Source organism: Rhizobium sp. BK379 (assembly GCF_014193955.1).
In the GTDB taxonomy this organism is placed as follows: Bacteria; Pseudomonadota; Alphaproteobacteria; order Rhizobiales; family Rhizobiaceae; genus Rhizobium.
This window is the reverse complement of record NZ_JACIAD010000001.1, coordinates 1,594,717-1,614,484: the sequence shown is the minus strand read 5'-3', so window position 1 is coordinate 1,614,484 and position 19,768 is coordinate 1,594,717. Positions and strand designations below refer to the sequence as shown.

Below are 19,768 nucleotides of genomic sequence, written 5' to 3'. Positions count from 1 at the left end.
TCATGAATTCGACGCCGCTCGATCCTCGCCGGGTGCGTGAGGAAGCCGCAACGCTGCGGAAAGCGGCTCAAGAGCTGATACAATGCAAATGATCGTCAAGGGGCTGCGCATTCGCTCAAAATCGGGCGTCAACCGCATAATCCGGCATTTGCAAAATGGCGACGACAACGAGACGGTCACGTTCCTGCGAGGCACGGCGGCGGATATTCAAGACATGCACAGGGACTCCCTCGCTAGGGGTGCGGCCTATTCGGTGCGGCATTGGATCGTTGCACCGCACGAGATGATGGACAGGCCGCAGATGCGACAAGTGCTCGATATGATCGCCAACGAGTTCGAGTTCGACGCCCACCGTGCTGTAGTGGTTGAGCATCGGAAGAAGCGATCTACTCAAGACGCCACCGACCTTCATTGGCATGTGCTCGTCGGCGAAGTTGACCCGGTGACCGGTCGCGTTCTGAAATCGTCGTTTGATCGGGTGGTGCACGAGCTGGTGGCGAGAGCGAGCGAATATGCTTTCGGCCATCCGTTCGTCGCAGGCAAACACACCGAGACGGTCATCAAGGGGCTACGCAAGCGAGGAATGACTTGCGCTGCCGATGGTCTGGAGCGGACGCTGCTTCCGATGCCCCCGATCCCGGCGGAGGCGTTCACCCATGCTCAACACCAGGAGAAGAAACGTCTTAGATTAGACCTGCCCGCGCTGCGGCAGATCGTAAGAGACGCTGCAAGTGACGCAACTACGCGAGCTGACCTCGTAGAGGCGCTATCGACTGCGGGATTGGACGTCAAAGCCGGGGACAAGCCGGGAACGTGGATCGTCGTGAAAACTGTCGACGGCATCTTGGTGGGCGCACTGCATATGCTGGCCAGCCGACGCAAGTTAGAGGTCAATATGCTGATGGAACCCGCTGTTTCGACTGCACCAGTCGAGAAGCCGCCGACGAGCAAAGACCATTCGATTTCACAAGGACCCAAAGAAAGGAGGGCCCCGGACTTCATTGTTCCGTTGCAACCGACGCAGCCAGAACCGCCGCACATTGCGAGGTCTTCATTTGCCCAGATAGCCGAGGAACTCAGGGTTATGGAGAGGAAGGCGTCGAATGACCTATTGACGTCGTTTCCGGTGTTCCAACCGACGTCAGCGATTAAGCGGATAAAGGAAGAACTCAGGGATGGGAACGCGAAGTTGAAGGCTACACGAGACCGTCGTTGGGACATCCACGAACAGCTTTCGAAAGCCCCTCCTGTGCAATGGTGGTGTTACGCCATCGGATTGGCGGCCCGCCGCCGCCGGAGAATTCAAGACCTCGAACGAGCATTAATCGCCGCTGAGAAGGAGAAGCAGCGGCTGCAAATAGCCGTCTCAGGAGGCGAGTCAGCGCTATATCGCGAAGAAGCTCAGGCTAAGGAGCTTCATTCCGAGCAGGTCCGAAATGTGAGCCGGAAGCACAAGAGCGCTCGTGAAATCTTGGAGTGCATCGACCATGTTCGCACCATGATCAGCGAAGACCCAGCGTTGGCCGACAAGGGCGTCGCTCATCTCATGTCCGTTGCGGAAATGAGGCCGGGAAGGCGGACATCGCCAGAGCCATGCAACGACCTCGTGTCTGTCAGGCGGCCCTGAAGACAGGCCACACCGGTCAGTAATCACGTTGTTCACTAGAACGGGGGCCACAGTTTACTATGGCCGCTTCCTAGCCATAGTAAAGTGCGCCAGTAAACTCCTGCTCTGTTTTAAGTTTTTGATTTGCAATGAATTTTTTTGTTGCAACACGCAGGCTTTGGACTCACCATTTTCTCATAAACCCGCACGGCGGCAGAGAACATGGAAATTGACTTGATAAAGAACGACGACACGGGCACCGGCAAGAACTTGGCGGGTCTCGGGGTATCTCGAAAGCAAATTAGCAAGGCTGACATTGCACGTCTGGCAGATATTGCGAAGCGTGAGCAGGTCATGGTGGAGATGGAGTTCGACGGACGTATTGTTCGGGTGTCTCCGATGCCGATGGGAGATTATGGTGGCACCTCGTATACAAGACGCGGGGGAGTTGTGCTATGACCATCTTCATGCCCAGAAAACTCCCTCTCCATGTCGTCAAAGAAACCACAAGACACGGCAAGATCGTCTTCTATTTCCGCATCGGAAAAGGGGACCGCGTCCGGCTGCCGGGCATACCCGGTTCCAAGGAATTCAAGAAGGCATACCAGGCGGCTCTGATAGGCCAGAAGATCGAGCATGTGGAGGCAACCACGATCGTCCGGTCTTTGCGGTGGCTCGTCCAGCAATACATGGAGAGCGCAGAATGGGCTGGACTGAGCGTCGCCACACGGAAGCAGCGCGGCCTTTTCTACAAGCAAGTTGTTGACGCCAGTGGAAACGTGGATTGCAGGGCTGTGACAAAGGCCGACGTCCAGAAGGCTTTGGAGCGCAGAAAAACGACGCCATCCCTTGCCAACAATTTCAAGAAGGCGCTGTCAGCCCTTTTCAATTGGGGAGTGGACAACAGCCACGTCAGCGCAAATCCCACCGTTGGTGTCAAACGATTGAAACCTTTGAGCACTGATGGCTTTCCGATCTGGACGATCGAAGAAATCGAAAAATTCATTAGCCACTGGCCTCTGGGGACCCGAGAACGACTGGCATTTGAACTCATCGTAGCGTCAGGCCTGAGGAGGTCGGACGCCGTCCGTGCTGGACGCCAGCATATGACCGCCGACGTCTTGAAGATCAGCACCAAGAAAACGAACACGCAAGTGACGATCGAGTTTTCGCCGCGAATTCTGGACCTCATCGAGCAAACTCAGACCGGAGACCTGGCATTCATTGTTGGCAAAAAAGGCCTACCGATGACGAAAGAGTCGTTCGGCAATTGGTTCCGAGATACATGTAGGGCGGCGGGTGTTCACAAGAGCGCCCACGGATTGCGGAAATTCAGTGCCACCCTGGCCGCAGAGGCGGGCGCAACGAGTCATCAATTGATGGCGCAATTCGGTTGGGTCACGGTCAAGCAAGCCGAAATCTACACCAAGGGAGCCGATCGGGCGCTCCTCGGCAAGGCCTCTTCGCGACTGGTCGAAGAACAGATCAGGACCAAAGTTTCCCCGCACCTAGTTTCCGGTGCGGGAAGTAAGACCAAAACCTTTGTCAAATCAAACGGATAGAAATTGAGTGGTGGGCCCGGAGGGACTCGAACCCCCAACCAAGCGGTTATGAGCCGCCGGCTCTAACCATTGAGCTACAGGCCCGGCACCCAGGGTGCGGTGAGCCGGGGCAATGGCACCCGCGGCTTTTGTCCGCTTAACCCAAATCCGGGACAGTCACAAGCCATGAGCGCAAGCATCTGTGGACGATGCATATTTCCGGTTTGCCCTCTGGAACCTTCGCAGGCGGGCTACATTTACTCCCGTCAGACTGGATCTGAAGAGGGCAATCGCAGAATGGTGGCTTCCCAAGGTGCCGTGGTGCTCATCGTCGAGGATGAGCCGCTGATCAGGTTCAATATTCTGGATGTGCTTGAAGACGTGGGACACGTTGCGCTTGAGGCCGGGAATGCGGACGAGGCGATGGTGCTCCTGAAGGCTCGTAACGATGTCGATATTCTCTTTACCGACGTCAATATGGCCGGCTCGATGGACGGCATACAACTGGCCAAGCGGGTGAGGGCGATGCGGCCGAATATCGGCATCATCATCACCTCGGGCATGGTGCGGCTCGATCCCATGTCGCTGCCGGCCAACACGGCCTTCCTGCCGAAACCCTATCAGCACGAGGCGCTGATTTCGGCGATTGATTCCATGACGCGGTAGTAAGGCGAGAGCGGTCAATCCGGGCTCGACAAAGACGGCGGCGGGATGGGAACGTCGGTTGCTCCGGTCGCGGCCTCGGTTTCTTCGATCTGTCTGCGAGCCTGTTTGTTGGCCCTCGTCGCTTCGCCGTGCAGTTCGGCTTCGGCATCGCTCCAATGGCGCAAATCCTGGCCGTCCGGCCTGCCTTCCTCTTCCCAGATTGCGTAGGCGCGCTCGCGCACGCTGTCCTCGTTCCGGTCCGTCATGGCTATCTCCCGTGGTTTCGATCATCGCAAAACCGGTGGGGGAGCCGAATGTTCCGGCGAGGTGCCTGAGATCGGGAGGTGCGGCCGAGCCTGAAGGGAGGTCTGCTTCAAGCCCGGCCGCTGGCCCCGGGGGGCCTTAATTATAGCTGCTCTTCAGCAGGTCGTTTTCCTGATGCGCCTTCTTCTCATAGATCGTGAAGAGAGCCATCGAGAGGAGATAGGAGAGGAAGGGGTCTCCCATCTGCGTTGCGATATCGCGGGATGCGAGGATATGTCGTTCCAGCGCACCGATGTCTTTTTGTACGGTGGTTTCGCTCAAGCGGTTCATGCTGCCATCTCCAGAAATTGAGTCACGACGGAACGCGTCGGGACGTAGCGGGTGTAGAGGGGTGTATCGATGCCGAGGGATGCGCGCATCCTGGTGAGCACACGTTCGGAAACTTCAAAGGCGCCGCAGCAAACCGGATATTTGCCGTAGCCGTCGGCGCGGCCGAGTTCCTCGACTTCTGCGCCGGCGCGCTTGTAGACGCGCTTCAGGTGCGGTTCGTAATTGGAGATCATGGTGTGGATGCCGTGATCGAGGGCGCATTCGCAGAGTGCCAGCAGCAGCATCGAGAAGGCGCGGCCTGCATCGACTTCGGGAAAATCGTCGGCGATTGCCTCCTCGTCGATGCACATGCGGGTGCCCTCCCAGATGCCGGGGGCGACGAGATTGGCTGCCTGCGGGAAGGTTGCGCGGAAGACGTCATAGAGGAGGGTCGGACCGGTCGTCGGCATCAGGCGCATGCCGCCGTAAAGGCGGGTGCGGGTTTCGTCGCACCAGACGAGATAGGCCGGGCAGAGCGAGTCATAGCTGTCGCGCTCGAAGGGGCCGATTACCGGAACGTTCCAGCCAAGGATGTCCGCAAAGACTTTCTTGCGCAGGCGGAACATCTGGTCGAGTATGAAAGCGTATTTCTGATACTCATGTGCCTGAATGATAACGAACATTTTTCCCTCCAGCGTGTTGGGTTCGTGAGAGCAGAATGGTTCAGGACGGCGGGATCGGAAATTCCCTCATATGGGCGCCTACAGATGAGCCCCCGCATATGGGGGGATCGCTCAAGCCTCTTGCGGGCAGCCGGAAGCATGCCGCAGAGCGGATCTCGTCAGTGTGGAAAAGATCGGGGGAGGCCATGCCTTCCGGCACGTCCGACGCTTGACCAGCGAGGGTTTCGATCCGGCCGGAAGGAAAAGCTAGGGATTGATGATGCGCAGCTGCACGGCCCGCGAGGCGGCCGCGGAAATGGTGGCACAGCCGAGCTTGAAGCGGGCGGTTTTCAGATAATCGCGGGTCGTATGCTCGGAAATGCCGAGGATGACGGCGATATCCTTATAGTCCTTGCCGAGTGCGGTCCAATGCAGGCATTCGATTTCGCGCGGGGACAGCGTCGGTACCGGGTCGTTCTCGCCGTGAAGCTCGTAGATGGCCTTCCGGTGGATGATATGGGCGAGCTCGATCCATTCATTGCGATAGAGCTTGACCATGGCGTTCCAATCATCAAGCGGAACGCGGGCATTGATCGACAGCAGCGCCCGGCGCTGGGCCTTGTCGGCGACGGGGATCGAATAGCCGTTGCCGCCGATCCCGTGCTTCTGCGCATCGACGAGCATGGCATAGGCTTCCGGCGTCGGCTCCACCTCGCTCCAGTCAAAAGGCAGCTGGCGCTCGAAGCCCTGTTTGACGATCGGGTCGACCTTCACATAGCTGTTGAGCAGATACCGCGACACCCAGGCATCCGGATAGGTGGTGCGCACGAAAGGAGCGTCGATCTTTGCCGCAATGGTTTGAGCGAGGTGATAGGTGACATAGTCAACGGCATAGTCTGCCTGGAAAATGCGGATGGAAGCATCGACATTGGCCGCGGCCTTGATCTGTTCGAAAACGGGTTCGAACTTTTGGGAATAATTGTTTTCCGTCATCGTGTCGCCTGCCTTAAACCATTCAATCCTACCGCGAGGAATGTCGAAAATACAAGGCATCCCCACATATGCGGGGAATGACTTTTCCAGGTCCGTCTGTTAGCGCCTTTTTCGGGGAGGCTCCAGATGGACAGCAAGAGAACGTTCGATATCGCCGAATGCCATCAGGCAGCAAAAGGGCTGAGATCGAGTTGGCAGGACATGGCTGGCTCCGAGGCGCTGATCCGCGCGCTCGTTGCCGAGCGCAACGGCGATACGTTGCTCGCCTTGTTCTGGACAGAGGTTCACCGGGCACTCTGCGAAGAGAAGTAGCCGCTTCTTTGCCGTTGTTTCGGTCTCGAAATTCCTTCGATATCGACGTTCGTACACCGGATGGATCGCGGCTTTATCCCGATGGCACGCAACTGCCTTTGGAGAGGCGCGCCCGGATATGGCAGTGCCGACATTTCCCAGCAGAATTGCACGCGGGACAAGGCGTTCGTTCGCCTGATCGGAACGTGCGGCACGGACGGTGAGTTCGATCATGAAGATGCCATTGGCGAAGGTCCCGGCTATGTCGTGTAAAGCAGCAAGATGACAGGTGTATCGCGCGTGCATCGCCATGGTCAGTCAGGTTAATGGCGTATGAACACGTTTTCACATTTTGTCGTCACTTAAGTTGCGTTGCCTGCTGGAAGCAAGATGGCCGAAGTCCTGGCCGACGAAATATCCAGTGTATTCGGGGTTCCTCCAGCAAATATGCTTGACGGATCGTTACCGTGAAGCGCAAAGGTGTTTGTGGAAACGATTACACAAAATGCCATTGTGCCATATTGGGAGGGGATCAGGATTGCGTGTCGTGCGCAAAATCATTTGCGTTGTGTCTCGCAAGAGCTGCTTGACGACGGCAGGACTGATCTAGCGGAATGCAGATGACAGAAAAGCGCGTGCACCTGGTCTTCAAGACCCATCTCGATATCGGTTTTACCGACCATGCCGAGAAGGTCCGGCGTCAATATCACGAGCGCTTCATCCCGCAGGCGATCGAGACCGGTGCGCATTTCCATGCCGAAAACCCCGAGGAGCCGAAGTTCATCTGGACAACGGGCGCCTGGCTGATCTGGGATCATCTGAATTCCCGTTCGCCCGCCGAAGTCGCGGCACTGGAACAGGCGATCGAACGCGGGCTCATCCGCTGGCACGGCCTGCCGTTCACCACCCATACCGAGCTGATGTCGCCGGAGCTTTTCCGAGCGGGTCTTTCGTACTCACAGGAGCTCGACCGCCGTTTCGGCAAGCAGACGATTGCGGCGAAGATGACCGACGTTCCCGGCCACACGCTCGGCATGGTGCCCTTGCTGGCCGAGGCCGGCATCCGCTTCCTGCATCTCGGCGTCAACACGGCTTCCCCGCCGCCCGAGGTGCCGGACATTTTCCGCTGGCGCGCGCCTGATGGCGCGGAAGTCGTTGTCATGTACCAGCGCTCTTATGGCGAGACCTATTTCCCGGAAGGTTTCGACGATGGGCTGAGCTTTGCGCATACGCAGGATAATATCGGTCCGCAGAGCGTGCCGCAGACGGCTGAAGCCTATCGCGACATTCACCGCATCGAGCCCGATGCCGTCATCCGCGGCGCGACACTGGAGGATTATGGTGCGATCCTCTGGGAAAAGCGTGAGCGTTTCCCGGTGCTGGAGCTGGAACTGGGCGATAGCTGGATCCATGGCAGCGCCACCGATCCGTTGAAAACGGCGAAATTTCTCGCTTTGCAGCGGCTTTATGATCGCTTTGCGGGCGAGGGGCTCAATGGGCGCAGGCTCGCCTTCGGCCGCGGGCTCGCCATGGTGGCGGAGCATACCTGCGGCGTTGATATCAAATCCTATCTGCGCGACGACAAGGCCTGGGCGAGAGCCGATTTCGAAGCCGCCCGCAAAACGGATTACCGTTTTGCCTATACCGAAGCGTCATGGGATGAGCAGCGCGGGTATGTTGACCAGGCTGTGGCCGAACTCGATGCCGACGACCAGCAGCAGGCACAGGCAGCGCTCGCGGAACTCTTTGCGCCAGCGCTCGTCGGAACTGCGAGCCGCGAGACGCAGCTCGCCATTGGCGGCTGGTCGATCGAGCTCAATGAGGTGACGGGCGATATCGCTACGCTTACATCGCCGCAAGGGCGCCGGATTGCCGGCCGCAGTGGTTCGCTGATCGCCTATCGCTACGAGAGCTACGATGCTGACGACATCAACAGGCATATGGACACCTATCTGACGCATCGGCAGGAATGGGCCGTGCTTGATCACGACAAGCCGGGGCTTGGCGCTTCGGGGGCGGCGCTTTCGACGGTTTTTGTGCCGAGCCTCGAAAGCACGGGCGATGGCGGCGTTCTCTTGTCGATGCCGGCCGAAGCAGTCGAGCGATTTGGGGCTCCAAGGCAACTGGCTCTGGAGTTTTTGCCGGATGACGGTGTGCTGCAATTGCGGCTCTCATTGCGCGACAAGCCGGCCAATCGCATGCCGGAGGCGAGCTTCCTATCGTTTATGCCTGCCGGTGCAAAGGACTGGCTCTTCAGGAAGATGGGGCTGTGGCACCCGGCCGGCAGTTTCGCCAGATCCGGGGGTGCACAGCTGCAGGCGGTCAACGCCGTCAGCGGCGAAATCGCCGATGTCGGACCTGTCGTCGTTCAGCCGCTCGACACGCCGCTGGTTGCCCCGCAGAGCTGGGATTTCATGACATTCTGCAGGGGATTGCCGGATTTTGAAGAGGGAATCCGTTTCAACCTGCATAACAACAAGTGGGGAACCAACTTCCCCATGTGGTGGGAAGGCGATTTTTCCACCCGTTTCCGACTCAGCCTGGATTAGACGGCCTGGTCATACCGCTCGCGGAAGCTTGTGGCGTTCGCCGATCTGGGCGGCAGGTTTGCGAGGTTCTGGGGCTTTCGGGCGGAATTTGACAAGAACCTCGTTGCCATCGGTCGAAGCGCGCGTCCGCTCCAGCCTGTCGCGTTCGGCAGTTGCCTGAAGCCAATGCTCAGCGTCGCGGCCATTCGGCCTTCCTTCCGCTTCCCAAATCGCGTAGGCGCGCTTGCATATCCAGTCGTGCCGGGAGGTATTGCTCATCGTTGCGTCCTTCTTGAGCCGCTGTTTGACCTCATCGAATCCACACGGCTGGCCTCCCGCCGAAGACGGTACCTGAAGCTCACCTTGTAGATGGACCCGGCAATGCGCCGGGATTTCGATGGGCGGCATGGCTTTTGGTCATGCTCGCGGTAGGAACGGTTTTCACCCGACGTGTGTTCCAGATATATTTCGTGAAATTTTGCCCTGAGATCGGGCGATCATTCGGACCGGGACCGCTCGCTGTTGGCCTCGTCGTGCTTGACGGCCCAATCCTTGCGCGGCTTCTCGCCGGGCGGCGTGCGATGAACGGTCGCGTCGTCGGAATGCGTGATATCACGCGGCTTGGCGCTGGAGACGCCGCTGTTGCGGCGGCCCTCGTCAGAACGTGCGAACTGTCCTTCGGCGTCCTTGCGGATCTTGTTCTTGCCATCGCTCGTCATGGCTATTCGCTCATGTGGTCCGGTAATACCGGCGGCCGGCGCTTGGCGGCCATCAGCAGGTCCAGCTCTATGGAAGAGGGTCCGAAGCGGGTAAAGAGGCTTTCTGCCTGTTCGTTTTTCAAGCCATATTTGGCGGCGAACTCGTGAAGGCTGTAAGGGCGACCACGCAGGGTCCGACTACGGCGTTCAGGTTGGTGAATTTCCGTCATTGCTAATCTCCCCAGGCTTTATGCCTAGGAAAAACCAGTCAGTCCGTTAAAAGTTCCGAAACCGGATTCGGTGCGGGTTTACAGAGGAAAAGAGCCCCGCATCGCATCCCGCAGCAAAAAAATGCTCTTGAGTGTGCATGAATTTCAATCGGTTAGATCCTCGCGCCGGCCGGACAGCCAGAAATGGCTTTATCACACGTGTGTTACTCTATAAAATGAATCGTGTATCCGGTCCGAAGGGAGGAGCCGAGCTGTTGTTTCCGCGTCGATCCGGGCCGGGTCTTGAGGAAGCTGGCTTAATCCATCAGAGGAGACAGACATGATGAATGCACTGCCGCCACTTCACAACGGACATGCCCCGTTTACCCTGCAACAGCTGTTCCGTGAGGCCCTCTATGCCTACGAGGAATGGGACAGCGAACTGACGGAGCCTATTGTCACCCATGAAGGCAGGGTCATTCCGATCAGCTTCGTTTTCGAAGCCATGCGGGAATGCACTGATATCGTCCCGGCCAATATCGTCGGCGCCGTTACCGAACGGCTGACCAAGCCGTGGGAAGGCGAGGGGCCGCTGGACCAGATGACTTTCTCTACGGCGGCGCGCGTGATGCGCGTTCTGGTGCGCAAGCGCCTTCTTGCCAATGGCACGCCTGATATCGTCGCGCTGTCGACGCGCGGATCCGAAGCGGAACCCCGCGATTAGGCATTCGGGATCGCGGCACTGGCCGCGATCCTGTTTCCCGCAGGGAACCCAGCTCATTTCCAGCCGTTGAAACAGGCAGAAAAGGAATGAGCACCATGTTGAGATCCATTCTTCACGAAATCATGGGAACAGGCGTTCACGAGGCCGGTCTGCCGCGGTCGCTGGAACAGTTCCTCGGCCAAAAGAACGTGCTGATCGTCTTCGCAGATGCAGAGGACGACAGGCCGATCATTCAGGACGAATTGCTGCGCAAATCACAGATGCGGCTCATCGAAGAAGATATCGAAGTTTTCACGATTGCCGGCGGCGGCGCATTTTCTCTGTTCGAGGACGGACATGATCTCGATGCCGACGATGTGCGCGATGAGCTGCAGGGGCCACTCAGCGGTGAATTCGGGCTGGTGCTTGTCGGCACTGACGGCAAAGTGAAGCTGCGTTCCAGCGAGCCGATGAGCGTGGAGGATATCAGCCGCGCCGCCGATATCCCTTCGCCGAACCATTAGAGTTCGAATGCTTCCTTGAGGCCGAGGCTCTTGCGTTCGCGCAGGTCGAGGTCGGCCTCGATATGGGCGATGTGGTGGAGCATCAGATGGCAGGCTCGATCGAGTTCCCTGCTTTCGATCGCCTCGATAATGTCCCCATGTTCGGAATGGCCACAGCTCGAAACGGTCGATTGCCCATAAAGCGCGATCACAAGCGATGAACGGGCGACAAGTTCTTCCATGAAGCGCTGCATGATCGCATTGCCCGATATGACTGCAAGCGTCAGGTGGAAATCGCCCGATGCCTTGATCTCGGCCCGCCTTGCCGTCTGGCCGCGCTCGCTCATCAGCCGGCCCTCTTCCAAAAGCAATTGCTTCAGGTGCTGGATATCCGATGTCGTGATGCGGGCGGCGGCTTCGCGAAGGATGCCGGGCTCGACCAGGCGGCGGGCGGCAAATATCTGCCGGGCTTCATCGGGAGAGGGATAGGCGACGAAGGCGCCACGGTTTTTCTCGACGCTGACGAGACCTTCGTAGGACAGCGCCTGCAAGGCGGCGCGTGCCAGCGTGCGGCTGACACTGAAGAGATTGCCGACATCGCTTTCCGACAGTTTCGTTCCGGGTGACAGGCGCCTCTCGACGATAGCTTCCCTGATTGCATCGCGAATCTGCGGGACGCCCGTTTCCTGAGGGTCGTCTTGGCTTATGGCGCTGGCGGCGGATTTCATGAAATCGGTTTCCTTGATGGCAGCAAATTATAGCTGCCTTCGTCTCAAAAGTTAAATGAATTTGTACGCACTGCATCGGCCAAATCGTATACGATTTTCTGCACGAATTGAGGACGAAAGCCCATTTTGTGTGCAGTGCGAAAAGTGCGAGAAATTTCGCCAGTCCAGATGAAGCTATTAAAAATTCTTGGTTTGCAAGGGTTTAAGATACGCCCACCAAACTGGCACGGCAGATGCATTGTCTTTCTCGAACAGGGGAAGACACGATGTCGAAAGCGGCAGAGATCGATATAGCATCCGTTTCCAAGGTCTATGGCGCGACCACGGCGGTCCATGCCATCAGCCTGAAAATCCCGGCTGGCTCCTATTGCTGCTTCTTGGGGCCGTCCGGCTGCGGCAAGACCTCGACGCTGCGCATGATCGCCGGTCACGAGACGATTTCATCGGGCGATATCCGCCTCGGCAACGTCGTCGTCACCGATTTCCCACCGGCCAAGCGGGGCACGGCGATGATGTTCCAGTCCTATGCATTGTTTCCGCATCTCGACCTCGTCGACAACGTCGCCTTCAGCCTGAAGATGAAGGGTGTCGACAAGGACGAGCGCCGTGCGAAGGCGCTGGACATGCTGAAGCTGATGCAGATGGAGGCCTACGCCAGCAGGCGGCCGGCACAGCTTTCTGGCGGCCAGCAGCAGCGTGTCGCCCTGGCCCGCGCACTGATTACCGATCCGGAGGCACTGCTGCTCGACGAGCCGCTCTCCGCACTAGACCCATTCCTGAAGATCCGCATGCGCGCAGAGCTGAAGAAGCTGCAGAAGACGCTCGGCATTACCTTCGTACATGTGACGCACAGCCAGGAAGAGGCGATGGCGCTCGCCGACATCATCGTGATCATGAATGACGGGAAGATCGAGCAGGCCGCGTCTCCGCGGCAGGTGTTCGAAAAGCCGGCAACCGCCTTCGTCGCCCGCTTCATGGGCGATCACAATGTGCTCTCCGGTCGGGTCACTTCGAGCGAGAACGGCGTGATCGTGATGACTGTGCCGAAAGGGCAGAGTTTTTCCGTACGCGGGACGGGCAGGGAGGTCGGCGAAGCCGTCGATATCGGCATCCGCACCGACCGCGTGCGCCTTCAGGTGGCGACCGAATGGACCCTCGGCTTCAACGGCATCGTCTCCAACATCGAATATCGCGGCTCCTCGGTGAAGATCACCGTTTTGGGGGCTGGCAGCGACGATTTCACCGTCATCGCAAGCGACAGCGATTACTTCGCAAAGCCGGTTTCGGTCGGCGATGCGGTGGCTCTGAGTTGGGCCCTGGAGGATGCCGTCCTCCTTGGCCGCGTTTCCGCATGACCTTCAATATCAAGAAAAGGGGAACTGCCATGACGACTGAAACGAAAACCACCAAGGCGGAAAAGGGAATTTCCCGACGCTCGCTTCTGAAGACGGGTGCCGCCGCCGTCGGCGCCATCGCCGGCTCGGGTGCCATCACCGGCTTCCCGACGATCTGGGCGCAGTCCAACATCACGCTTCGCCAGTTCGGCACCGGCGTTTCGAACATCAATGCGATTGCCGAGAAGTGCAAGCAGGACCTCGGCATCACGCTCGAGATGACCGCGACCGATTCCGATGCCGCCGCCCAGCGTGCCGTCACCCAGCCCGACAGCTACGATATTGCCGATATCGAATACTGGATCTGCAAGAAGGTGTTCCCGACCGGCGTTCTTCAGCCGATGGACGTCAAGAAGCTCAAATATTTCGACAAGGTCGTGCCGATCTTCACGAGTGGCAAGCTGAAGGCGGACAGCACGATCGCGCAGGGCACGGCGCCGCACACGGTCGGCTTCGTCGAGGCGCAGGACTCCAAGAAGTTCGCCAAGGAGCAGACCCAGTGGTTCACGATGATGCCGACGATCTACAATGCCGATACGCTCGGCATTCGTCCTGATCTGACCGGCCGCGACATCACCTCCTGGGCCGATATTCTCGATCCGGCCTACAAGGGCAAGACGGCGATCATCAACGTGCCGTCGATCGGCATCATGGATGCGGCGATGATCGCCGAAGCCTCCGGCAAGATCAAATATGCCGACAAGGGCAACATGACCAAGGAAGAGATCGACAAGACGATCGAATTCCTGATCAAGACCAAGGGCGACGGCCAGTTCCGCGCCTTCTGGAAGAGCTTCGACGAGTCGGTCAACCTGATGGCCTCGGGCGAAGTGGTCATCCAGTCCATGTGGTCGCCGGCCGTTGCCGCCGTCCGCTCCAAGGGCATTGCGTGCCGCTTCCAGCCGCTCAAGGAAGGTTATCGCGCATGGGGCGGTGGTCTTGGCCTTGCCGCGCATCTGAAGGGTGCGCAGCTCGATGCAGCCTATGAATATATCAACTGGTACACGTCCGGCTGGGTCGGCGCCTATCTCAACCGCCAGGGCTATTACTCGGCCTGCCTTGAAACCGCCAAGGGTTTCATGACCGCCGACGAGTGGGGCTACTGGATGGAAGGCAAGGCAGCGCAGGGCGATATCCTCTCGCCCGAAGGCAAGGTCATGGAGAAGGCCGGCTCTGTACGCGACGGCGGTTCCTTCGAAGACCGTATCGGCCATATCGCCTGCTGGAACTCCGTCATGGACGAAGACCGCTACATGGTCCGCCGCTGGAACGAGTTCATCGCGGCTTAAATATCTGCGGCTTTCCCTCCCTAACCCTCCCCGCAAGGGGAGGGAACTTGTCGAGGGCGCGGCACCGTTCTCCCTCCCCATTGTGGGGAGGGTTAGGGAGAGGTCTTTGATGACCTCTCCTTTCTCACCTCGATGAAGGAAAGGACCAGGCATGGCCACGATCGCTTCAGAGCAGACGATACCGGCAGCGGAGACGCCCAAACGCGCATTCCGGCTTGCGCCATGGGCGATCTCCTATCTGCAGGCCATGCCGCTGATCGCCATTCTAGGCTTCTTCTTCATCCTGCCGATTCTGATGATCGCGGTCGTCAGTTTCTGGGACTATGATTTCGCCGGCATCTATCCCGACTTCCTGACGATGAACTATACCGACACGCTCGGTTCATGGGTGACGTGGAAGACCTATCTCAATACGTTGAAATTCACCGTCATCGTCTGGGCGCTGACGCTCTTCATCGGCTTCTGGGTCGCCTATTTCCTGGCCTTTCATATCCGCAAGACCTCGACGCAGATGATCCTTTTCCTCGTCTGCACCGTGCCCTTCATGACGTCGAACATCATCCGCATGATCTCGTGGATCCCGGTGCTCGGGCGCAACGGGCTCGTCAATTCGGCGCTGGTGGACATGGGCATCGTGCCGCAGCCGGTGGAATGGCTGCTCTATTCGGATTTCGCCGTGGTGCTCGCCATGGTGCATCTCTACACGCTCTTCATGGTCACGCCGATCTTCAACACGCTGATGCGCATCGACCGTTCGCTGTTCGAAGCGGCACGCGATGCCGGGGCCTCCGGCTGGCAAGTCCTGTGGAACGTGGTGATCCCGCTTGCCAAGCCTGGCATGGCGATCGGCACGATCTTCGTCGTCACGCTTGTGATGGCCGATTTCTCGACCGTGCAGGTCATGTCCGGCGGGCAGAGCGCCTCGGTGGCGCTGATGATGAAGAACCAGATGTCGCTGCTGCAATATCCGGCCGCTGCCGCCAATGCCGTCGTCTTGCTGGTGGTGGTGCTGATGATGGTCGCGGCGATCCTGCGTGTCGTCGATATCCGCAAGGAGCTTTAGAATGTACCGCGAAAAACGCTCCCTCGAATTCTATGTGCTCGCCATCTTCTTCGCCGTCTTCGTTCTCTTTCTCTACGGGCCGCTCTCGGCGATCGTCATTCTCTCCTTCCAGGGGCCGGATGGTGGCCTGACCTTTCCGTTGAACGGCGTCTCGACGCATTGGTTCTTCAATCTCTTCGAGAAGCAGGCGGTCGGCGATTTCGGCGCGTCCTTCCAGCGTTCGTTCATTCTTGGCCTGATGGTGATGATTGTGACCGTCGTCGTCTCGCTGATGGCGGGCCTTGCCTTCCGCCGGCGCTTCCGCGGCTCGTCGGTGCTGTTTTATGCGACGGTCGCGAGCCTCGTCGTGCCGTCGATCATCATCTCGCTCGGCATCGGCGTGGTCTTCCAGCAGGGCGGCTTGCGACCTGCCTGGTATTCCTCAGCCTTCGGCGCGCATCTGACCTGGACGCTGCCCTTCGGCGTGCTGATCATGTTTGCCGTCTTCAACCGCTTCTCGCCGGCGTACGAGGAGGCCGCGCGCGATCTCGGCGCGACGTCGTGGCAAACCTTCCGCCATGTCGTTCTGCCGATGATCGCTCCAAGTCTCATCGGCGTCGGTCTGTTCGGCTTCACACTCTCCTATGACGAATTCGCCCGCACGCTGATGACATCAGGCACCTACAATACGCTGCCGCTCGAAATCTACGGCATGACCACCAACGTCACGACGCCGGTGCTCTATGCGCTCGGCACGGTCACGACGCTCTTCTCCTTCACCATCATTCTCGTCGCGCTCGGCATCATGACGATGCTCGGCCGGCGGCAGGCAAAGACACGCTGACATGCGCATATTGATCGTCAATCCCAACACGACCGCTTCCATGACCGAGAAGGCGGCAACCGCCGCCCGTGCGGTCGCCGCCGCCGGCACCGAGATCATCGCCGCCACCTCGCGCATGGGGCCGGTCTCGATCGAGGGGCACTACGACGGCGCGCTCGCCATCCCCGGACTGCTGACGGAGATGAAGGAGCGGCAGGACGCCGGTTACGATGCGGCGATCGTCGCCTGCTTCGACGATACCGGGCTTGATGCGGCACGCACCTTCGCTGACGTGCCCGTTCTCGGGCTCTGCGAATCCGCTGTCGCTACAGCGGGTTTCCTCGCCCAACGCTTTACGGTGGTGACGACGCTGGAACGGTCCCGGGTGCTGATCGACAATCTCGTGCGCCGGTATGGCATGGGCGATCGTGCGAAGGTGAGGGCATCGGATATTCCGGTGCTGGAGCTGGAAGATGCTGCATCTGGCGCGATCGGCAGGCTGAAAGCGGAAATCGAACGGGCGCTTTCGGAAGATGGAGCGGAGGCGATCGTGCTCGGTTGCGCCGGTATGACGGATCTGGCGCGCGAACTGCAGGATGTCTACGGGGTGCCTGTCATCGATGGGGTTGCCGCTGCCGTGAAGCAGGCGGAAGCGCTGGTTTCGCTCGGTCTTTCGACCAGCAAACGCGGCTCCTATGCCTCGCCGCTGCCGAAACATTTCACGGGCGCGATGAGCGGTTTTGCGCCGATCCAGGCGGCCGGCTGAACATAAGGCGAAAACTCTTGATGGTGCATAGCGCCAAGTTTTGACTTTACTTTTTCCCCTCGCGTGAGAATTGTCGCAGCCGATTATCACGTTAGAGGAGAGCCGTGCCATGTCGATCGACGAGGATCTGATCCGTATTGCGGAACAGGAAAAGGCGTTGAGCTTCGATGCCTTCGATCTGACGACTGCATGGCAGCTCGGCAAGCTCTTGCAGGAGCTTGCCACCGAACGCGGGCTCGGCATCGCGATCGATATCACGCTGCATTCCATGCCGGTCTTCTACGCGGCCCTGCCGGGCGTGACACCTGACAACGTCAATTGGGTGCGCCGCAAGCGCAACATGGTGTTCCGCTATTTCCGCAGCAGCTACGCTTCCGGCCTCAAGCTGCAGAAGGAAGGCAAGACGGTCGAGGACAACGGTCTTTCCGGCACCGACTACGCGCCACATGGCGGCAGTTTCCCGATCAACGTCAGAGGCACTGGCTGCATCGGCGCCGTCACCGTCTCGGGCCTGCCGCAGCGGGACGATCACAACCTCGCGGTCGAAGCCTTGGCGCTGATTCTGGCGAAGGATCTCGATACGCTGCGGCTGGCGTGAATTCTGCCGCATTTCTGACAAATAAAAGCCACGAAAAGCACAAGATCGCGATCCGTTCCCGGTGACTGACGTATTTCGTGACGATAAGGTGCGCCCGGATTTGTAAGTTATTGCCGGGACGCCATGTTACGTTTGCTCTTTGCCTTTGCTGCCATTGGTTTCAGCCTTTTCCTCGCCTCCTGCAATACGCTCTCGAAGGAAGAATGCGTCGCCGCTGACTGGCGGGTGATCGGTGAATCCGACGGCGCTGCCGGATACGAGCCGCAGGAGCGTTTTGCCGCGCATGCCAAGTCCTGCGAGCGGGTGAAGATCGTACCCGACCAGACCATCTGGTATCAGGGCTATCAGGCAGGTCTTGTGCGCTATTGCACGCCGATGAGCGGGCTGATGCACGGGCAGGCGGGTCACGGCTATTCCAATGTCTGCCCGCCAGAGACAGCGCCCGGTTTTCTGCGTGGCTACACGCTCGGCAACCGCCAGAATTCACAGCAGTCGCGGCTGAGTTCGCTTCAGAGCGACTACGGATCGAAGGAAGCAGAGATCGACGACCTGTCGCGCAAGCTCAAGGATGCGCCGGATGCAGACCGGCGCGATATCCGCCGTCGAATGGACGATCTCGAAGACGATATGCGCCGCATCCGCAGGGAGCAGCGTGATGTTCAGGACGAACTCGACGATACCAGCGCGGAAGTGCAGTGGTTCCAGCAGAATCCGAACGCAGCGCCGCCTGCCATGCCTGGCTACTGAGGCTTTCGCCTCAGAGCTTGCCGCCGGCTTCGCCAATGCCCTTGGTCAGGCTCCCCGTTGCCGGGAAGAGCGGGATGAGGCAGGCCTGCAGGGCGTGGTAGATGTCGCCCTTGCCGGGGAAGAGCGAGTGTGAGGGAACGAGGTCTTCCGTCAGTTCCTCGTGCCAGCCGCCATGCTCATGGTCGATGAAGCTGCGCTCGATCACATTCCAGATCTTGCGGTAGCATTCTTCATGATAATCGCTCGGCAGGTGCTCGTTGAGGAAGTGCGCGGCGGCAGCACCCTCGCAGGCCGGCCACCAGAGCTTGTTGCGCTTGGCCGGCTTGTCGGCCCAGTCGAGCGTATAGAAGAAGCCGCCCTTGTCGTTGTCCCAGCCAAGCACCATTGACTGCTCGAAGAGGGCTTTTGCCGCATCCGGCATCCAGTCGATCTTCTTGCCGCCGAGCGCCCAGAGCTGCAGGATGAGGCGGGTCCATTCCAGCCAGTGGCCGGGCGTCGTGCCGGCCGGGCGGAACATTTCGTTCGGATGATAGTAATCCTTATCGAGGTTCCATTCGGTATCGAAATGCTCGGCAACACGCCAGTCGACGGAACCGGCCGAACGGCGGATGACGAGATCGGCGATGCTTTCGGCCTTGGTGAGGTAATCGCGGTCGCCTGTCGCCTCGAAGGCGGCCATCAGCGCTTCGGTCAGATGCATGTTGGAATTCTGGCCGCGATAGGTGCCGCCATCGAGAGGCTGCCAGTCGGCGGTGAACTCTTCGGCGATAGCGCCGTGCCTGGTTTCCCAGAACTTCGTGTTCAGGACCTCGGTAATATCGGTGAGCATGCCATCGGCGAGCGGATGGCCGATCGTCTTTGCCGAAGAGGCGGCGAGAAGGACGAAAGCGTGGCCGTAGCCCTGCTTGTTGGAATCGACGGGACCGTTGTTGTCCAGCGACCAGAAGTAACCGCCGTTCTTGCGGTCACGATGCTGGTCCCAGATGTAGTTCATGCCGTGATCGACGACATCTGCGGCACCGGGGCGGCCGAGAAGCGTCCCGATCGAGAAGCAGTGCACGGCGCGCGAGGCAATATGGAGTGGCCGTACCTGGCCTTCGGCATTGAGCGGCTTGCCGGCGTCGTCGAGGTCGTAGAAGCCGCCTTTGGGATTGATGGAATTGTGCTGGAAGAAATCGAAGAGACCGTTGGCCTGCGCAAGCAGCCAGCCTCGGTGGTAGGCGCGGGTAGACCAGTTGCCGAGTGCAGGTGCCATGATACTCCTCCGAATTCGTGCACAATGCCTTTAGGAAAACGCCTATATAGAGGTCGTGCGAGTCTGTCATCCGCCAAGGCTCGTAATGTCCCTAAAGCAACAGGCATATGTTGACATAAAGATATCTTTATGTGATTGGTCGTTTTAGATCTTGTAATATCAAGGAGCCTTCCC

Annotated in this window: 24 protein-coding genes and 1 tRNA gene; 15 read left to right on the top strand and 10 right to left on the bottom strand. The window is 59.0% G+C overall.

The features are described 5' to 3' along the window. Positions 1-82: 82 nt before the first annotated feature. From FHT93_RS08315 to FHT93_RS08305, 3 genes are all read left to right on the top strand, one after another. Positions 83-1,627, top strand: coding sequence for a hypothetical protein (locus FHT93_RS08315; protein WP_183847037.1), 1,545 nt, complete (start codon positions 83-85; stop codon positions 1,625-1,627). A 201-nt stretch (positions 1,628-1,828) separates the two neighbouring features. Beyond that, on the top strand, positions 1,829-2,065 hold the full coding sequence (locus FHT93_RS08310; RefSeq protein WP_183847035.1) for a hypothetical protein: 237 nt from the start codon (positions 1,829-1,831) through the stop codon (positions 2,063-2,065). Next, positions 2,062-3,168, top strand: a complete 1,107-nt coding sequence (locus FHT93_RS08305) for a tyrosine-type recombinase/integrase (protein ID WP_183847033.1) — start codon at positions 2,062-2,064, stop codon at positions 3,166-3,168. Before FHT93_RS08310 ends, FHT93_RS08305 begins: the two co-directional genes overlap by 4 nt. A gap of 8 nt (positions 3,169-3,176) precedes the next feature. On the opposite strand, the gene FHT93_RS08300 is transcribed toward FHT93_RS08305, so the two are convergent. Further along, a tRNA-Ile gene (locus FHT93_RS08300) sits at positions 3,177-3,252 on the bottom strand. A gap of 192 nt (positions 3,253-3,444) precedes the next feature. Between FHT93_RS08300 and FHT93_RS08295 the strand changes: the two genes are divergently transcribed. After that, entirely contained in the window at positions 3,445-3,813 is a 369-nt protein-coding gene (locus FHT93_RS08295) for a response regulator (protein WP_112541191.1), read from the top strand. A 14-nt stretch (positions 3,814-3,827) separates the two neighbouring features. On the opposite strand, the gene FHT93_RS08290 is transcribed toward FHT93_RS08295, so the two are convergent. The 4 genes from FHT93_RS08290 to FHT93_RS08275 all read right to left on the bottom strand — a co-directional run bounded on the left by FHT93_RS08290 (position 3,828) and on the right by FHT93_RS08275 (position 6,020). After that, a complete protein-coding gene (locus tag FHT93_RS08290) occupies positions 3,828-4,058 on the bottom strand; it encodes a DUF2934 domain-containing protein (protein ID WP_112541192.1) in 231 nt (76 codons plus the stop codon). 136 nt (positions 4,059-4,194) lie between these two features. Further along, on the bottom strand, positions 4,195-4,386 hold the full coding sequence (locus tag FHT93_RS08285) for a hypothetical protein (protein ID WP_007824152.1): 192 nt from the start codon (positions 4,384-4,386) through the stop codon (positions 4,195-4,197). After that, positions 4,383-5,048 carry an acyl-homoserine-lactone synthase gene (locus FHT93_RS08280; RefSeq protein WP_183847031.1) on the bottom strand — a complete coding sequence of 222 codons (666 nt, stop codon included), beginning with the start codon at positions 5,046-5,048 and terminating at the stop codon, positions 4,383-4,385. The genes FHT93_RS08285 and FHT93_RS08280 overlap by 4 nt, the downstream gene beginning before the upstream one ends. A 246-nt stretch (positions 5,049-5,294) precedes the next feature. After that, a complete protein-coding gene (locus FHT93_RS08275) occupies positions 5,295-6,020 on the bottom strand; it encodes a LuxR family transcriptional regulator (protein ID WP_113016816.1) in 726 nt (241 codons plus the stop codon). A gap of 126 nt (positions 6,021-6,146) precedes the next feature. On the opposite strand from FHT93_RS08275, the gene FHT93_RS08270 reads away from it, so the two are divergent. Together FHT93_RS08270 and FHT93_RS08265 are read left to right on the top strand one after the other, a co-directional pair. Next, complete coding sequence (locus FHT93_RS08270; RefSeq protein WP_112541194.1) at positions 6,147-6,332, top strand: hypothetical protein; 186 nt, start codon at positions 6,147-6,149, stop codon at positions 6,330-6,332. Positions 6,333-6,931: 599 nt separating this feature from the next. Further along, positions 6,932-8,860 carry a DUF5054 domain-containing protein gene (locus tag FHT93_RS08265; RefSeq protein WP_183847029.1) on the top strand — a complete coding sequence of 643 codons (1,929 nt, stop codon included), beginning with the start codon at positions 6,932-6,934 and terminating at the stop codon, positions 8,858-8,860. A gap of 9 nt (positions 8,861-8,869) precedes the next feature. On the opposite strand, the gene FHT93_RS08260 is transcribed toward FHT93_RS08265, so the two are convergent. The 3 genes from FHT93_RS08260 to FHT93_RS08250 all read right to left on the bottom strand — a co-directional run bounded on the left by FHT93_RS08260 (position 8,870) and on the right by FHT93_RS08250 (position 9,767). Further along, positions 8,870-9,118 carry a DUF2934 domain-containing protein gene (locus FHT93_RS08260; RefSeq protein WP_113146011.1) on the bottom strand — a complete coding sequence of 83 codons (249 nt, stop codon included), beginning with the start codon at positions 9,116-9,118 and terminating at the stop codon, positions 8,870-8,872. A gap of 218 nt (positions 9,119-9,336) precedes the next feature. Continuing rightward, positions 9,337-9,558, bottom strand: a complete 222-nt coding sequence (locus FHT93_RS08255) for a hypothetical protein (RefSeq protein ID WP_183847027.1) — start codon at positions 9,556-9,558, stop codon at positions 9,337-9,339. A gap of 2 nt (positions 9,559-9,560) precedes the next feature. Continuing rightward, positions 9,561-9,767, bottom strand: coding sequence for a hypothetical protein (locus tag FHT93_RS08250; protein WP_113145989.1), 207 nt, complete (start codon positions 9,765-9,767; stop codon positions 9,561-9,563). A gap of 319 nt (positions 9,768-10,086) precedes the next feature. On the opposite strand from FHT93_RS08250, the gene FHT93_RS08245 reads away from it, so the two are divergent. Further along, positions 10,087-10,470, top strand: a complete 384-nt coding sequence (locus FHT93_RS08245; RefSeq protein WP_112541197.1) for a hypothetical protein — start codon at positions 10,087-10,089, stop codon at positions 10,468-10,470. 95 nt (positions 10,471-10,565) lie between these two features. Beyond that, entirely contained in the window at positions 10,566-10,973 is a 408-nt protein-coding gene (locus tag FHT93_RS08240) for a DUF4174 domain-containing protein (RefSeq protein WP_112541315.1), read from the top strand. Here the strand turns inward: FHT93_RS08240 and FHT93_RS08235 are convergent. After that, positions 10,970-11,680: a GntR family transcriptional regulator gene (locus tag FHT93_RS08235; protein WP_183847025.1), complete on the bottom strand. Its 711-nt coding sequence runs from the start codon at positions 11,678-11,680 to the stop codon at positions 10,970-10,972. The two genes, FHT93_RS08240 and FHT93_RS08235, sit on opposite strands and share 4 nt — an antisense overlap. 266 nt (positions 11,681-11,946) lie before the next feature. Here FHT93_RS08235 and FHT93_RS08230 point away from each other — a divergent pair, with 266 nt between their 5' ends. From FHT93_RS08230 to FHT93_RS08200, 7 genes are all read left to right on the top strand, one after another. Continuing rightward, entirely contained in the window at positions 11,947-13,035 is a 1,089-nt protein-coding gene (locus FHT93_RS08230) for an ABC transporter ATP-binding protein (protein ID WP_183847023.1), read from the top strand. A gap of 29 nt (positions 13,036-13,064) precedes the next feature. Continuing rightward, entirely contained in the window at positions 13,065-14,363 is a 1,299-nt protein-coding gene (locus FHT93_RS08225; RefSeq protein WP_113016559.1) for a PotD/PotF family extracellular solute-binding protein, read from the top strand. A 151-nt stretch (positions 14,364-14,514) separates the two neighbouring features. Then, a complete protein-coding gene (locus tag FHT93_RS08220) occupies positions 14,515-15,426 on the top strand; it encodes an ABC transporter permease (protein ID WP_183847021.1) in 912 nt (303 codons plus the stop codon). Position 15,427: 1 nt separating this feature from the next. Then, positions 15,428-16,249 (top strand): ABC transporter permease, encoded by an 822-nt coding sequence (locus FHT93_RS08215; RefSeq protein ID WP_183847019.1) that lies wholly within the window; start codon positions 15,428-15,430, stop codon positions 16,247-16,249. Position 16,250: 1 nt separating this feature from the next. After that, entirely contained in the window at positions 16,251-16,994 is a 744-nt protein-coding gene (locus FHT93_RS08210) for an aspartate/glutamate racemase family protein (RefSeq protein WP_183847017.1), read from the top strand. A gap of 109 nt (positions 16,995-17,103) precedes the next feature. Then, on the top strand, positions 17,104-17,592 hold the full coding sequence (locus FHT93_RS08205) for a heme-degrading domain-containing protein (RefSeq protein WP_112541204.1): 489 nt from the start codon (positions 17,104-17,106) through the stop codon (positions 17,590-17,592). 123 nt (positions 17,593-17,715) lie between these two features. After that, positions 17,716-18,339 carry a DUF2799 domain-containing protein gene (locus tag FHT93_RS08200; protein ID WP_183847015.1) on the top strand — a complete coding sequence of 208 codons (624 nt, stop codon included), beginning with the start codon at positions 17,716-17,718 and terminating at the stop codon, positions 18,337-18,339. Between the two features lie 10 nt (positions 18,340-18,349). On the opposite strand, the gene FHT93_RS08195 is transcribed toward FHT93_RS08200, so the two are convergent. Then, on the bottom strand, positions 18,350-19,594 hold the full coding sequence (locus FHT93_RS08195; RefSeq protein WP_183847013.1) for an AGE family epimerase/isomerase: 1,245 nt from the start codon (positions 19,592-19,594) through the stop codon (positions 18,350-18,352). Positions 19,595-19,768: the final 174 nt, after the last annotated feature.

Bases quoted from the DNA above. Each gene is read 5' to 3' on its own strand.
- FHT93_RS08315 (WP_183847037.1), top strand. From the start codon at position 83: ATGCAAATGATCGTCAAGGGGCTGCGCATTCGCTCAAAATCGGGCGTC.
- FHT93_RS08310 (WP_183847035.1), top strand. From the start codon at position 1,829: ATGGAAATTGACTTGATAAAGAACGACGACACGGGCACCGGCAAGAAC.
- FHT93_RS08305 (WP_183847033.1), top strand. From the start codon at position 2,062: ATGACCATCTTCATGCCCAGAAAACTCCCTCTCCATGTCGTCAAAGAA.
- FHT93_RS08295 (WP_112541191.1), top strand. From the start codon at position 3,445: ATGGTGGCTTCCCAAGGTGCCGTGGTGCTCATCGTCGAGGATGAGCCG.
- FHT93_RS08290 (WP_112541192.1), bottom strand. From the start codon at position 4,058: ATGACGGACCGGAACGAGGACAGCGTGCGCGAGCGCGCCTACGCAATC.
- FHT93_RS08285 (WP_007824152.1), bottom strand. From the start codon at position 4,386: ATGAACCGCTTGAGCGAAACCACCGTACAAAAAGACATCGGTGCGCTG.
- FHT93_RS08280 (WP_183847031.1), bottom strand. From the start codon at position 5,048: ATGTTCGTTATCATTCAGGCACATGAGTATCAGAAATACGCTTTCATA.
- FHT93_RS08275 (WP_113016816.1), bottom strand. From the start codon at position 6,020: ATGACGGAAAACAATTATTCCCAAAAGTTCGAACCCGTTTTCGAACAG.
- FHT93_RS08270 (WP_112541194.1), top strand. From the start codon at position 6,147: ATGGACAGCAAGAGAACGTTCGATATCGCCGAATGCCATCAGGCAGCA.
- FHT93_RS08265 (WP_183847029.1), top strand. From the start codon at position 6,932: ATGACAGAAAAGCGCGTGCACCTGGTCTTCAAGACCCATCTCGATATC.
- FHT93_RS08260 (WP_113146011.1), bottom strand. From the start codon at position 9,118: ATGAGCAATACCTCCCGGCACGACTGGATATGCAAGCGCGCCTACGCG.
- FHT93_RS08255 (WP_183847027.1), bottom strand. From the start codon at position 9,558: ATGACGAGCGATGGCAAGAACAAGATCCGCAAGGACGCCGAAGGACAG.
- FHT93_RS08250 (WP_113145989.1), bottom strand. From the start codon at position 9,767: ATGACGGAAATTCACCAACCTGAACGCCGTAGTCGGACCCTGCGTGGT.
- FHT93_RS08245 (WP_112541197.1), top strand. From the start codon at position 10,087: ATGATGAATGCACTGCCGCCACTTCACAACGGACATGCCCCGTTTACC.
- FHT93_RS08240 (WP_112541315.1), top strand. From the start codon at position 10,566: ATGTTGAGATCCATTCTTCACGAAATCATGGGAACAGGCGTTCACGAG.
- FHT93_RS08235 (WP_183847025.1), bottom strand. From the start codon at position 11,680: ATGAAATCCGCCGCCAGCGCCATAAGCCAAGACGACCCTCAGGAAACG.
- FHT93_RS08230 (WP_183847023.1), top strand. From the start codon at position 11,947: ATGTCGAAAGCGGCAGAGATCGATATAGCATCCGTTTCCAAGGTCTAT.
- FHT93_RS08225 (WP_113016559.1), top strand. From the start codon at position 13,065: ATGACGACTGAAACGAAAACCACCAAGGCGGAAAAGGGAATTTCCCGA.
- FHT93_RS08220 (WP_183847021.1), top strand. From the start codon at position 14,515: ATGGCCACGATCGCTTCAGAGCAGACGATACCGGCAGCGGAGACGCCC.
- FHT93_RS08215 (WP_183847019.1), top strand. From the start codon at position 15,428: ATGTACCGCGAAAAACGCTCCCTCGAATTCTATGTGCTCGCCATCTTC.
- FHT93_RS08210 (WP_183847017.1), top strand. From the start codon at position 16,251: ATGCGCATATTGATCGTCAATCCCAACACGACCGCTTCCATGACCGAG.
- FHT93_RS08205 (WP_112541204.1), top strand. From the start codon at position 17,104: ATGTCGATCGACGAGGATCTGATCCGTATTGCGGAACAGGAAAAGGCG.
- FHT93_RS08200 (WP_183847015.1), top strand. From the start codon at position 17,716: ATGTTACGTTTGCTCTTTGCCTTTGCTGCCATTGGTTTCAGCCTTTTC.
- FHT93_RS08195 (WP_183847013.1), bottom strand. From the start codon at position 19,594: ATGGCACCTGCACTCGGCAACTGGTCTACCCGCGCCTACCACCGAGGC.